Source organism: Stenotrophomonas sp. 89682_Sma (assembly GCF_056481405.1).
This window is the reverse complement of sequence record NZ_CM151147.1, coordinates 473341-486141: the sequence shown is the minus strand read 5'-3', so window position 1 is coordinate 486141 and position 12801 is coordinate 473341. Positions and strand designations below refer to the sequence as shown.

9 protein-coding genes are annotated in these 12801 nt (G+C 59.3%); 4 read left to right on the top strand and 5 right to left on the bottom strand.

From position 1 onward, the window contains the following. Nucleotides 1-29: 29 nt before the first annotated feature. Together ACZK29_RS02170 and ACZK29_RS02165 are read right to left on the bottom strand one after the other, a co-directional pair. Nucleotides 30-1175, bottom strand: coding sequence for a YncE family protein (locus ACZK29_RS02170; RefSeq protein ID WP_049421153.1), 1146 nt, complete (start codon nt 1173-1175; stop codon nt 30-32). Nucleotides 1176-1341: 166 nt separating this feature from the next. After that, nucleotides 1342-2268, bottom strand: a complete 927-nt coding sequence (locus ACZK29_RS02165) for an XVIPCD domain-containing protein (protein WP_478446599.1) — start codon at nt 2266-2268, stop codon at nt 1342-1344. Between the two features lie 214 nt (nt 2269-2482). Between ACZK29_RS02165 and ACZK29_RS02160 the strand changes: the two genes are divergently transcribed. The 4 genes from ACZK29_RS02160 to ACZK29_RS02145 all read left to right on the top strand — a co-directional run bounded on the left by ACZK29_RS02160 (nt 2483) and on the right by ACZK29_RS02145 (nt 5860). Beyond that, complete coding sequence (locus ACZK29_RS02160; protein WP_478446598.1) at nt 2483-3352, top strand: hypothetical protein; 870 nt, start codon at nt 2483-2485, stop codon at nt 3350-3352. Between the two features lie 21 nt (nt 3353-3373). Further along, entirely contained in the window at nt 3374-4699 is a 1326-nt protein-coding gene (locus ACZK29_RS02155) for an XVIPCD domain-containing protein (protein WP_478446597.1), read from the top strand. Nucleotides 4700-4785: 86 nt separating this feature from the next. Continuing rightward, nucleotides 4786-5007: a hypothetical protein gene (locus ACZK29_RS02150; protein WP_012478976.1), complete on the top strand. Its 222-nt coding sequence runs from the start codon at nt 4786-4788 to the stop codon at nt 5005-5007. Between the two features lie 484 nt (nt 5008-5491). Then, the gene (locus tag ACZK29_RS02145; RefSeq protein WP_478446596.1) at nt 5492-5860 is read left to right on the top strand and encodes a hypothetical protein; all 369 of its coding nucleotides are present in this window, start codon (nt 5492-5494) and stop codon (nt 5858-5860) included. A 22-nt stretch (nt 5861-5882) separates the two neighbouring features. Here the strand turns inward: ACZK29_RS02145 and ACZK29_RS02140 are convergent, their stop codons facing one another. From ACZK29_RS02140 to ACZK29_RS02130, 3 genes are all read right to left on the bottom strand, one after another. After that, a complete protein-coding gene (locus tag ACZK29_RS02140) occupies nt 5883-7229 on the bottom strand; it encodes an McrC family protein (RefSeq protein WP_478446595.1) in 1347 nt (448 codons plus the stop codon). A 3-nt stretch (nt 7230-7232) separates the two neighbouring features. Beyond that, on the bottom strand, nt 7233-9872 hold the full coding sequence (locus tag ACZK29_RS02135) for an AAA family ATPase (protein ID WP_478446594.1): 2640 nt from the start codon (nt 9870-9872) through the stop codon (nt 7233-7235). Nucleotides 9873-10305: 433 nt separating this feature from the next. Further along, on the bottom strand, nt 10306-12798 hold the full coding sequence (locus tag ACZK29_RS02130) for a P-loop NTPase family protein (protein WP_478446593.1): 2493 nt from the start codon (nt 12796-12798) through the stop codon (nt 10306-10308). Between the last annotated feature and the right edge of the window lie 3 nt (nt 12799-12801).

Genomic DNA, 12801 nt, shown 5'->3' with positions numbered 1-12801 from the left:
TTCTCCCAAGCGCGGCCGACTCTTGCTCGTTACAGCTGAATCCGCGCCACGCTCTCGTCAGCGCCCTTGTCGTCCTTCTCGCCGTTCTTGATGCTCACGAACAACACGTTGTTCTTCGCATCCAGCGCCAGGCTGTTCGGGTGGGTCGGCACGGTGTAGGTGGCCACCTTCTGGTAGCTGTCACTGTTGTAGGCGGTCACCGTACCGGCTTCGCGGTTGGTCACGTACAGGCGCTTGCGCGGTGCGTCCAGCAGGATGCCCAGCGGGCCGGCGTCGGTCGGGATGCTGGCCAGTTCCTTGCCGGTGCTGCGGTCGAGCACCAGCACGCGCTGGCCCGGATGCTTGCTGACCAGGCCGCTGCTCTTGGCCTGGTAGCCACGCAGGAATTCCGAGCCCTGGTCGGTCACGAACAGGCGCTTGCCGGCCGGGTCCAGCGCGATGTTCATCGGCTGCTCGGCGGCGATCTTGTGCTGCGCCACCACCTTGTTCGAATCGGTGCCCACCACCACCAGATCGGCCAGCAGGTTGCTGGTGTAGACGCGCTTGTTGGCCGCATCCAGTGCGAGGCCCGGTGCCTTCGCATTGCCCAGGCCGTCGATGGTGTTGATCACCTTCAGCGTGGTGGTATCGATCACGAACAGCACGCTGCTCACGTCCGGCTGGCTGCTGTGGCCGGTCACGTACAGGCGGTTGGCGGCACTGTCGACCACCAGCTCGCGCAGGTCGTGGGTGTAGGCGGCCTTGCCGTCCTTGCCGGTCTTCTTCTCCATCAACTGGATGGTGCCGACGGCCTTGTTCTGCGCGGTGTCGACCACGGTCACCGACAGGTCCACGGTGTTGCCCACGTACAGGCGGTTGTGGGCGTCATCCAGCACCACACCGAACGCCTTGCGCTCCAGCGGGATGCGGGTTTCCACGGCCAGCGTGGCCGGGTTCAAGCGCAGCACCTGGGCCGGGCCGGCGTCATCGCCGAAGCCGCCGGACGAGGCCACGAACACGGCGTTCTGCTTCGGGCTGTAGGCCAGCTCGTACAGGCCCTTGGCCACGGCCTGGCGCTGTACGGCGGCGGTGGCACTGGCGGCGGGTGCGTTGTCGGCGAACGCCGAGGGCACGCCGAGGCTGAGCGAAACGGCAACGGCCAGGGCGGCCGAGCGGAAGAGAGGATTACGGAACATGCGAGCGTCCTTGAATGGGCACGGGAAGGTGTCCTGGCTCGCTGGGCCGTACTGCGACGGCCCGCCCCGCATCTGTCTGCGCGGGGTGGGCTGGCTGGGGTTGCGGGGGAATGGTAGCAGGTGGGGGGCGTGGCGTGCGCCGGCGCGCGTATGGCAGACGCGCGGGTTACTGCTCCTTCAACCGCAGCGAATCGGCCACATCCGTCTTGGCCGCCACTTCAGTGGCGATGCTGGCGCGGCGGTGCCCGGGGTCGTTGCGGTCGCCCTGCACGATGAAGATGCTCTCTGCCGCATGGCTGCTCTTGGTCGGCTGGCTGAGCAGCACGTGGTCCACGCGCGAGAGATTGTTCTGCTTGGCCAGCACCAGCAGGCTGGCGCTGATGCGCTGGCTGGCGGCATCGAACGGGCGGCCATGCGCGGCATCCAGTTCGGCCACTTTCTGGATCAGCTGCGAGAACAGGCGATGGTCCGGATGCGAAGGGTCCAGCAGCGTGCCGGCCACTTCGATCGGCGTCGGTGGCGGTTCATCGATCGCGCGGTCGCCCTGGCGATGATGTTCGGCCTCGCGCTCGGGCATCGCGTGGTGGGTTTCGGCATTCAGATCGCTGCCCGGGAACGGCGCGGCAATGCACTGGATTTCCGGCAGATTGAACAGCACCGCGAACTCGCCGAGGTTGCTGCCGCCGTCCAGCGGCGCCGGCAGCGGATGCAGGCCCGCGTAATGCAGCGCCGCCCAGACGAAATCGCTGCAGCGGTTGATGGTGGCCGGGCGATCCACGTCGAATTCGAACTCGGCCGGCTCCTCGGCGAAGTCACGCAGGCAGCCGTAATGCTCCTCAGTGATCTCTAAGGTGCGGCTATAGTACGGGTCCAGATGCTCGTCGGCATCATCGTGGCGCACCTGCGCGTACTGCATGCCGGTGGGGGTTTCGCCCGGCGCCTGGCGCGGTGGTGCGAAGCCGTAGCTGTGGGCCTCATCGCCCGCAGCCACCTGCAGGTACATGTGGCCGCGCGGCGAGACACCTCCACTCTTCAGCGGGGTGCCGGGTGCGGCCAGATAAAGGGTTGCGGTGTAGCGTGTTGCCTGCTCCATGCCTGTTCAGCCTTGATGGGTGCTGCGGCCCTGGGCGGATGATGGCATAGGTGGGATGGGGGTCAGGTGGAGGGAGAGAGGACGCCGATCGCGACTTGCTGAATATGTGAGCCAGCATGCAGCAATGACCCCGCGGTGGCCGCGGTCCCGGCTGCGACTGGAGCTTGCCATCCCACCGTTCTATAGTCGTTTCGATCATGCAAGGGAATCGCCCATGAGCAGAGCACCGGCTTGCCGGCTTGCCTCCTTCGCCCTGGTGGCCGTGCTGAGCACCACCGCCTGCGCGAAGGCCCCATCCACGGAAAAGGACCCGAACGGAACCCCCATGTCCGAAAGCGCAACCAGCCCACGTACGGTGGGCGGACAGACCTACACAACGCAGCCGGTGGAAGCTCGGCTTGGCCCGCACCGCTTCATGTTCCCGGCCAACCTCTACTACAACCAGACGGGCCCCTTGGCCGATGGGGGCGTCATGCTCACTGTGTTCTGGCCTGATTTCGATGCAGCGCCTCCTGGTGATCGCCCGGTGCGCAGCACGCAGGACAGCCGGCGGCAGGTACTGGTCGAGCTTAGGTACATCGATCGCGTTCCCATCCAGAACTATCTGGCACGTCGGTCCAGCAGTGAGGCCACCAGCGCGCCGGGATCACTGGAGCGAAGGGACCCGGTAGAGAACCTTGCGCTGCGCGTTGCACAACCCGAGCGCTGGGGTCTGACGCCGTATGCGATAGACCCATCGTTGATGGCAGCCTATGCGAAGGATTCGGAGGCTGCGCTGGGCAGGCCTTACGTGCACAACCCGGGGATGGAGCCAGACTGGTATGTGACCCGCTCGGCGGAGGGCCAACTGACAACGTTCATCAGCTGCGACCCGGCAGACCGCATTCCTGACGGACTTGTAGTTCAGGGAAAGACACTTGAACGCGCCGGCGAAGGTCAGATCGCAATGTGTCGCCATTCCATCGTGGACGTCGGCGATAGCATTGCCATCGAGATGAACTATGCACGCGTCATGCTGAGCGACTGGCAGCGCCTGGAAGCCAGCGTGCGTGATCTTCTGAGCCGCTATCGCGTTCAGCCGTAAACCGCATCTCAAGGATGAATCATGAGCGGACTTACCGATAAGGACATTCGTGTCCTGTCCTCCTACGCGAAGGAGGGAAATCGCGAGCTGTACTGGAACTATCTCGCGCAGCTTCCCGACAATGATGGCTACGGTCTGCTTGCGTTGGGTGTTGTGCGCAACGACAGCCTCCCCGGCCGGGTGGCCAACAGCTTTGCAACCGCCGTTGCCGAGCAACAGGCCACGCTGTTCGGCAACGAGAAGAACGTAGCGTTCACCGAGCGCAGGCAAGAAGCCTTCGGCCAGGATTTGATCAGGAACGACCTGGCGGAGCGCAGAAGTTGGATGGAGGCCGGCAGGCCCGATCTGGCACTCAACCTGCCCTACACCAGCACGCTCAAATCCCACGATGTTTCGTTCGAAAAGAACGACCTCAATGTGAACTGCTGGACGCCACGCTTGCTGCTGGTGTCCACGGAGCACAAACGCGGTGAGCAGGCAGCCGAAAAGGTCTGGCAGAACATGCTCGACAACAGCGCTGCCGGCGCATTCCGTGCTGGCAAGACGGCCGTCAGCGTGCACCTGGATATGCCGCAGCCCGCTGGGCATTTCTACTTCGTTGAGCTGAGCAAGTTCGAGGGCGCAGCGCTCCTGCAGCGCGGCGCCGTAGATCCGAACGTGATTGGTACCAAGTTCGACTATCACAGCTACGACGCCAAAGACGGCAGCTGGAACCGCACAGTGGGCGTTCCCCCGCTCGATAGAACAACCAAAGAGACCGATCCCGCCGAGATTTCCGCGTTGAACGAGACCCGCGAGGTTCGCCTGGAACGCGAGGTCAAGGCGAAGCAGTTTCATCCTGAAGATCCCTACAGAGAGATCGCCAAGAGCCCGCGCGTGGTGTCTACGCAGGAGCCCGAGCCTCTCTTTACGGAAGGACGCCGAATCGCGGCGATAGAGCCAGGCAGCCCGGAATATGCCCTCCATCAGCAGATTCGCCAGGGCGTCGCTGCACTGGACGAAAAGCACGGCCGCCTCTTCGACGCGACCAGTGAGAACCTCGCCGCCAGCCTGACAGTGAGGGCACGCGAGCAGGGTCTGGAACAGGTGGACCATGTGGTGCTGAGCAACGCCACGGCCAATCAGCCGGCGGGTCACACCATCTTTGTTGTGCAAGGCGACCTATCTGACCCCGCCCACCTGCGTGCAGGGATGCCCACTGCTGTGGCTGCACAAACGCCGGTGGCTGAGTCGCTGCAGCAACTGGCTGTGGTGGGCGATCAGCGCGAGCTCGCCCGCCAGAATGAGCAGCAGGCGCTGGATGCACGTACGCAGGAACAGCAGAGCCACGCCATGCGCATGGGCTGAGCGCCCCAGGTTGAGGCGGCCTCCCTCTGCGCCAGGGATCTCAGTCCCTGAGACCTTCCCAGGTCATCCTCCCCTGCTTCGGGAGGATGACCGTGACCAAGATCGAACCCGCATGGCTGGAAGCCTTCGACAAGGAGCTGCTCCACCTGTTCGCCATCGACCATAGCGATGCCGGCATGGATGAGTACCTGCTGGGCTGCTACGCAGACCTACCGCCGCGTGATGCGGCGCTGGCGTTCGGCAGCGACTACGACCTGGAGCGCGACGACGCGCTGTGGCCACGGCCGGGCGTGGCGCTGCAAAGTTAAGCCGTGTCGCAATCGGCACGCTGCGCGTATCAGCCCGATGGACTATGTGTCGCTTTTGGGATCCCGAGCGGCTGCAAACCGTACATTTTGATGCGCATTCGGGCGGCAACTTAACACCGGCCGAAACCACTGCACCGCAAGGGTTCTGCCACGCGCGCGCCATGCAACAATGCCGTAAGCGTCAGCATCTGCGGCCTTTGCGGCCTACGGTTTCTTGGCATCTCGCAATCATGCGAGTACACCTTGGTGTGCCACCGGAAAAGGGTGGCGCGGGACTCGAAAACCCGTGTTTATGCCAGCTGTATGCGCTTGCCAGCCGACGTCACCTTTTATGTGGCGTCGGCTGGCAATCCGTTCGCGTTCCATGGCGGGCGGTGCGTGGGGGTCTTCGGACCCGCCGGTCTGGCATTTACCGGTTTTCGAGCCCGCACCGTCCGCCACCTTTATTGGTGGCGCTGCTATCTGTCCTGTACGGAGCATTGCCATGAACACATCGGACTTCCGTTCCCTGCACGCGCAGTACGATCCGGACAACGCCGAATCCGAACACGAACGTTCCGTCGATCCCAACGCCTTCGTCGCCACGCTGCACCGCATCGGGACCGGTGCAGCTGCGGACGGCCAGCCTTGGCCAGAGCGGCATCAACTGCCTGGGCGGTGTCTTCAACTGGCGGATGCGGATTGCGCGCTGGCGGGGCTGCGCGTAGTGGCGGAGTTGATGCTGGCTGCGGAGCGGACGCGGCAGAACGGCGCACCCGAGGAGTACCTGGGGGATCGGGTGATGGAAGGGTTGAAGATGGCTTGTGTGGCGTTGACTACGCAGGTGACTGAGCGGTTGCAAGTGCGGGAGTAGCACGTGTGCATGAGCGGCCGGCTCAGATAGTTAAGGAAACCCAGCTACTGAGCTCGCCGCTATACGCGGCGGGTGGGTTCACTTGAGGACAGACGTTGCCAGTCAGCCGCCAGTGTGTAGGCATCACCAGCAATCCACGCTCTAGATCAAAGGGCAACACCCAAAGCTGTAGTTCGGCGCTGAAATCAAATGCGGGAAGGGGCTGCGCGAATCCCGTGTGCTGCGGATAGACGAGCGCCATCTGCCCCACTCCACCCAGGTAGCGCTGTCCGTATGCAAACATTTGGTAGAAGTCGGATTGTTTAAGCCCGTACTTCTCGCGCGCGTCGCTGGCCGTTGCATCCAGCACTTTCCACTTCGTATCAAGTACGCGAAGCTCATCGCCTCGTCGCAGCAGAAAATCTGGAATCAGATTGAACCAGCTTGCCCCGCCATGGCTGCACAGGTACTCCGACGCTGCACCGCCAACCCGCCACTCCGGCGCGAACTGGCGCGCTAGGCAAGCGCCCACGTAGCGCTCAAACAGCCGCTCCATGGGGAACATCATGCTTGGGCTGCGCCAATCGCCCGCCAATGCCAAGGGGCTCTGGCCCGACAAGATCAGCTCGCATAGCGGACGGACTTCACGATAGTGGGCCATCAGCCGGTCGCTGCCCCAAGCGCGCAGATCGTTAGCCACCTGGGTACTTCGTGGCACGCTGGCCATACGCGTAGACAACTCCTGGGCAAGTCTCCAGGTTCCCGCGTTGCGCGTACGTGCACACACGCGATCCAGGGCGACGCGCAGTAGCCGGTTCTCAGGCCTGTCCTCGCTAAACACATCGTGCTCGATGTTGAAGACGTGGGCACGAGTGGGCGACTGACGTAGCTGACGCGACATATCCAGGCGACCACGCAGGAATAACTGCTCCTCGCGGACCCGTGTGTAGTCGAAGCGAAGTCCGCGCTTTAGTAGTTCATCCAGCGCGCCGATGAATCGCCCCATGACCCATTCATTTAATGGGGTATCGAACAGAGCCACGTCGGTAGGGCTACCTTCCCTCGGTGAGATGTCTAGCGCGGTGCAGAGCATGCGGCGCAGCAACCGCCTCGCGCCAAGCACATCATCTACATGTGCAACGTGCTTCGGCAGCACCTCCAATGTGGTGCCGTCGGGACATTCCACTACACCTACATACTGGTCCAGACGCAGCCAGCGTGCGCCATCGCGCTGCATGAGCGCCGCTCCGCCCGCGCGCAAGCGCTCGAACTCACCACAGAGCCAGTCAAAGGACGCCTGCGGCAAGAAGGCGGCGTCCAGCCCCTCCTGCCGCGGACCGCCTTCTGAAACGCCGATCCGCGCATACTCGCGCACAGTCAGCACAGCCATCGGTCAGTCTGCCTGGCCGACGAGAATTCCCCTGTAACTGGCTGCCTGCTCGAACGCTGACTCATGGATATACCAATTGGCGGTGTCAGGTGCGAGCTGTGCCTCCGGGACAAACAGGCGGTTCAACTGCAGCTCGCGCTGGCGCAAGAAGCGCTCACCCTGCGGCTTAGCATCATCGTTCAGCACCCAAGCGATACGACGCCAGTCTTCGAAGAAGTACTCCTGCAGCAACGGTAGAATGCGCAGGCGGAACGCCTCAGCCAGCCCAGGCAGATCCTTGGCGCCCATCAAGTAAGCATGGCCGATGAGGTGGTCCCGGTCGAGCAGAACTTCGATGCGACTGTTTAGGGTGCTTAACAGTTCACCCATGCGAATACCGTCGACGTCCCAATCAAGCAGCTCCGGCCGGGGCGGCATTTCGATGAACCGGAAGCGTCGCCGCAGTGCTACGTCCATCGCGGCCAGCGAGCGGTCCGCAGTGTTCATTGTGCCAATGATGTGCAAGTTGGCTGGCACCACAAAATTTTGCTTGGAGTACGGCAAGCGAACGGACAACGCTTCATCCATGCCCTGCCGCTTGCTGGGCTCAATGAGGGTAATGAGCTCGCCGAAGATGCGGGCGATGTTGCCCCGATTGATCTCATCAATGATGAGCACGTATGGCAAGTCACTGTGTTGCGCATCGATGCAGAGTTCGAGGAAGACCCCGCTCTCAACTCCATATTCGAGCGCACCACTTGCACCTGCACGAGCCTTCAGGCCCTCCACAAAGTCCTCATAAGCGAAGCTCTGGTGGAAGGTGACGAAACGGATGCGTCCTTCTTCATGCAGAGCGTCGAAGCGTTGCTTGAGCACGGCTCGCGCGCCAGCCCGCTGGCCCTTGGTGGCGGTCAGCAACTCCGGATCGAGGATCTCCAGAGCCTTATCCACCACACCATAGGTCTTGCCGGTACCGGGTGGGCCATAGAGGATGGTGTTGGAGGGAGCGTGCATCACCTGCATGTCGTTATCCTGTTCCACAGCTTCATCTTCTTGCTCCTCACCTTCTGCACCGTCGCCCCGCTCATAGGCGATGGCCACCCAGAGGAATGACTGCACGTCGATCATGTCTGCGGGTGGCCAGCCGTCTTCCGACAGCCGATCTGCGAGGCGGCGCGATAGCGCACCAATACGCTCCCACTCTTCGCTGGTCATTCCGCCCTTGCGGAAGTCGAAGGTTGGATCGAGCAGTCCCAGGGCGTGGCGCATCTGCCCCGTCTTGATGAAGAAGTAGCGTTTGGAGTCTTCGAGCGTAAGCAGGAGGCTTGAGAGCGACCGCTGGCCAGCAGCCCGTAGCGGCGGACTCAGGTTGGACAAAGACTCGTTGAAGGCCTCCAGCACGGCGTCGCCGCGTTGGCCTGCAAGCAGTGAAAGAACGGCGCTGCCCAGCGCTACTCGGTCGTCCTCCGACAACTCGGCCAACTGCGCGACGATTCTCCAACCGACGACGTTCTGAGGCTGCGGATTCTCAGCACCGACACGCACACGCAGTAGCTTTATCAGTGCAGACCACACTTCGACTGGTTGTCTGCCATCTAGGGCAGGAAGCATGATCGCCTGATACTGCTCTACCAACTGGCGCTTGTAACTGGTCTCCCGCAGCAAACGCTGATCTTTAGAGAAGCCGGTGAAACCGGGGAAACGTGCGAGGAAGCGCTCGCGCAGGCGTACGTAGCCGAGATCAAATGTGTCTCGACTGCCCTTGCGCACCTCAACTCGGTACTGCCCGTTTGCTTCTTGAATGATGAGCAGCGAATCGCCAGCCGCTACCCCAAGACGTCTAAAGACGGGCGCAACACGTGCGCGGATGCGAGCTGAGCCTGGTCCATTGGCTCGCAGGTCGGAGGTGATCTGAAAGCCATCCGGGAACGTAAAGGTAGCTTCTCTTCCTGACGCTACGTCTGGACGGCCCAACATGGCTGCATCGAAGCCTGACCAGCTGGGGTCAACCGAGATGTAGCCGTTGCGTATGGCGCCATCGGTGAGCACGACTTCCCAGATCAGCGGGCCACTCGCCACAGCGGGCGTAGGAGTAGCGAAGGAATTTGCGATTGCTGGCGGCAGGATCTTTCCGTCACCCTTCAGTCGGACCTGGCGCGCAGAGAACTCGGTTGGGGAGACGCTAGGTCGCCACTGGAGGATCTCGGTCAGGCTGTCGCCATGACCGGTTCCAATGTCGACCGCATCGAACAGGCACGTGACAGGGTGCTCCCCGTCCATCGCCACGAAGTCGAGCTTTCCGCAGTAGACGAATGGCACCGCATAGGAGGCGCCGCGGACCTTCGCTCTCATCCGAGCGAATAGATAGGTGGGCGAGCCGCCTGAGATCCTGCGGATTATCGGGGAGCTCTGGCTGTTCCTATTCTGGCTTTCCCAGTAGAAGTCGGTGCCGTCGAAGACGTCGAGGTAGCTGGCCTCGCCTTCCTTTTCAAGGGTGACGAACAGCAACACGGCATTCTCGAGTTCTAGAATGCCGTCGGCCCAGACGGTCCCGTAGATTTCGGAGGGGACGGCCAAGCCACCAAGCTGCGCAACTTCCTGGCGGGAGTACTCAGAGCCAATGTGAAATTCTCTTAGCTCGATCGTAGCGTTGATGCGCCCCATTTTTGACTCAAAGAAAATTGGCTCGGAGCACATCGTAGTTCAAACAGTCCGATTGCGTCACCCGTTCTCTTCGCTCTGCACAGAAGATGGAATAGCGCAACGAGCCATCCTAGTTGCACCTTAAAGACTTCGAACTACTGGAATCTCAAATATTGACAAACACAACTAGCTATTCTTGAAAGAGCCAGAGCAAGCTCAACTTCACTCACAGGTCTACACCATGTCAGCTATCCCACGGGGCCAGCCGCTAAGTTGGCGTCTGGCCCCAATGCGCTAGTTCCAATGAGAAACCCAATGAAGAACTATTTTACGGCAGGACGTTCGGGACATCAGTTCGAGCAGTCACACAGAAGATCCAGAACCACCATGGATACTTAGCACATCAACTCGACTCCACATTCAGGGCACAAAAATATCCACCTAGCGTAGCTAATTATCTCGAGTGCCTTGAGAATGCTTTCCTTGCCGACTCCAGAATGGCAGTCGACTGACGATCTAATTGAACATCCAGGTCATTCACAAAAGATCTGACGCCATCGGATATCAAAGTGCCCTGCCTAAACAGCGAGTGCGCCTTCATCGCACTTTGCATTGATTGAGCGAACAGACGCGCGCGATCGATCCTTAGCTGTAGCTTGTCAACGCGATTCGGGGCAAGGGCACCTACTTGATATATCTGACCAGAAAGCCGCTCAATCATGTCATAGTCCATGCCAGATGGCATTGCCGTACCTGGGATCACGAGATCAATGTAGGCGAACTGGCTGCACAAATGCCCGATATAATAGTCGAACGCGTCTGTTGTTCTAACATATACCGAAGGCAATACGTTTTCCCTAACCTGCTCCTCAGACTCCAAAATCCTTCGCTCGTTCATCAACTGAATGATCGAATAGGTGGTCAAGTCGGTCAGGCCATTGGCTACGCAGATATCTACAATCTCTGCCAACTGCACGTAACCAACGCCCCGCTCGCTACGCAACCTTCGGTAGGAATGAATAAGCCCAAGCACTGCAAGACGATTAAGATTGGAAGCATCCGAACCGCCGTGGCTCGCAAATATATTCAGAATGTCTGAATTTTCCTCTGAAAAATACTCTCTATCACTTATTGCAATCGACTTGAAGAATTCATGAAAACCTATTTGAATTTTTTGTCGAGACCGGAACCCTCTCAACAGAGAGTCAACATTGGTGTGCCCCGAGTATAGAAAGCGTGCAAGCTGATCAAGGGGCCGACGCACTTCGCCGGGCGAAAGATCCCGTAGAAATCTAACAAACTGGGGATCATCAACCACAGTCGATCTAATTGACTCAAAGACACCGATCCCCTCCTCCAAAGTCACTGCCTGTCCGCCACTTGGGACTACGTAGTCAGATCCATGGAGAAGTTCAGACGCGTATCGCATTCGCTTAGCAATAACCCTCTTTAGGTCGGGAGCTTCCACGTAGTAACTAACGACGTGAAACGCGCTAAGCGAACCGAAGTTTTTATTTTTCCAAAAACTCTCCTCCCTCAAAGAAATAATTGCAGTTCCACCTATATCCGCGGCCAGCCTATTAGCCAACATAAACACATCATTCTGCACTGCTGCCGGGAACTGATCAGCGTTATCAAACACAATAATGACGCGGCGAGCCCGATTAGACTGCAGGTACTTCAGGAGTTTAGTAACATGCGAGACCTTATTTTTCTCAAGTATCTCAAGCTCTTCGGCGAACTTATCTTCGAACGCATCGGGATTTTGTTCATAAAGGCGCGCGAGCCGACCCTTTTTTAGGCGTTCGTACTCAGCGCTGTAGGCCTGCCGCAAATGAGCATAAGTTCCAAAGTGACCAGAGGAATCCACCACCTCTGCCTGGCTATATATCTCGGACGCCACCCAGTCGTCTAGCATTCCCGGAGCATCAGAGTATCTATTGAAATCAACTTCAATCCAATAGGCATCTTTGTCGATGGATTCCTTGCCGATAACTCGCCGGAATCTTCTAAGGAACGTTGTTTTTCCTGCACCTATTCCCCCTAGAACCATTACAACTTCCGGGCGACGGCTCTTCTGCGCAACCACTTTATCAAAAGCGCCTGCTGAACGACGTTCTACTCTGATTGGATGGATCTCTCCGAGACCAGGCTTGTTGCGGACGAGCCCACGTAAACTCTGGTCATAGCTTCCGTGCGACGCCGATTCTACGTAGCATTGCTCAAGAAGATCAGGATCTGCATCCTGCCCGGCGAGGTCTTGAAAGACCTCCCTCACCACATCCCTTACGAACGGGAAAAGCCTGTTTCTATTCTTGTAGCGCACCTTGTGCGGATCACGACTTAGAATCTTAAGACCGCTCTGCCCTTCGTCAGCGTCCACTACGGGGACGACAGAAATGTGGCGTCCTTCTGCTACGGAGGTAAAGGAAAGCAACTGGAAGAACAGAGAGAAATTGGCGAGAAGGTCTTCAGGAGATGCGAAAATCACAGCCTGATGGCGATCAAACTCGATACCGAGATCACTGTGGGATCGAAAGAAAACATATTGAGTTCCATTGGTCACGCAACAGAACGAGCAACCCTTAGAAATACCGTAAGCTCTGCACTGATCTATAGCTGATCTCAGCACCTTATCCTCAGAAAGCACACCACCAATCTTGTACTTTCTCTGCCTCGCCGTATTGGGCAGATTGAACTTAACAGACAACTTCTTGGCTTCAATCACGAAAGCCAGCTTAGACGTGTAAAGAAGATAATCAACATATCCTCCCCCATCCGTACTGGGTTCACGTTGAATGGCTTTCTCCTGCCAACCGAGAGCGCGTATAAGCAGCGCATCAACCAGCTTTGACCTTGTGTCCGACTCGCTTAGGTCCTTGGAGTACTCTTCAATCTCGTCCTTTAGAATCGCTGTCGCTGCTTCTTTCGCTGCATCGGCGTTCATAGC

Excerpts from the sequence above, each read along its gene's own strand:
- ACZK29_RS02170 (WP_049421153.1), bottom strand. The coding sequence starts at position 1,175 with ATGTTCCGTAATCCTCTCTTCCGCTCGGCCGCCCTGGCCGTTGCCGTT.
- ACZK29_RS02165 (WP_478446599.1), bottom strand. The coding sequence starts at position 2,268 with ATGGAGCAGGCAACACGCTACACCGCAACCCTTTATCTGGCCGCACCC.
- ACZK29_RS02160 (WP_478446598.1), top strand. The coding sequence starts at position 2,483 with ATGAGCAGAGCACCGGCTTGCCGGCTTGCCTCCTTCGCCCTGGTGGCC.
- ACZK29_RS02155 (WP_478446597.1), top strand. The coding sequence starts at position 3,374 with ATGAGCGGACTTACCGATAAGGACATTCGTGTCCTGTCCTCCTACGCG.
- ACZK29_RS02150 (WP_012478976.1), top strand. The coding sequence starts at position 4,786 with ATGACCGTGACCAAGATCGAACCCGCATGGCTGGAAGCCTTCGACAAG.
- ACZK29_RS02145 (WP_478446596.1), top strand. The coding sequence starts at position 5,492 with ATGAACACATCGGACTTCCGTTCCCTGCACGCGCAGTACGATCCGGAC.
- ACZK29_RS02140 (WP_478446595.1), bottom strand. The coding sequence starts at position 7,229 with ATGGCTGTGCTGACTGTGCGCGAGTATGCGCGGATCGGCGTTTCAGAA.
- ACZK29_RS02135 (WP_478446594.1), bottom strand. The coding sequence starts at position 9,872 with ATGGGGCGCATCAACGCTACGATCGAGCTAAGAGAATTTCACATTGGC.
- ACZK29_RS02130 (WP_478446593.1), bottom strand. The coding sequence starts at position 12,798 with ATGAACGCCGATGCAGCGAAAGAAGCAGCGACAGCGATTCTAAAGGAC.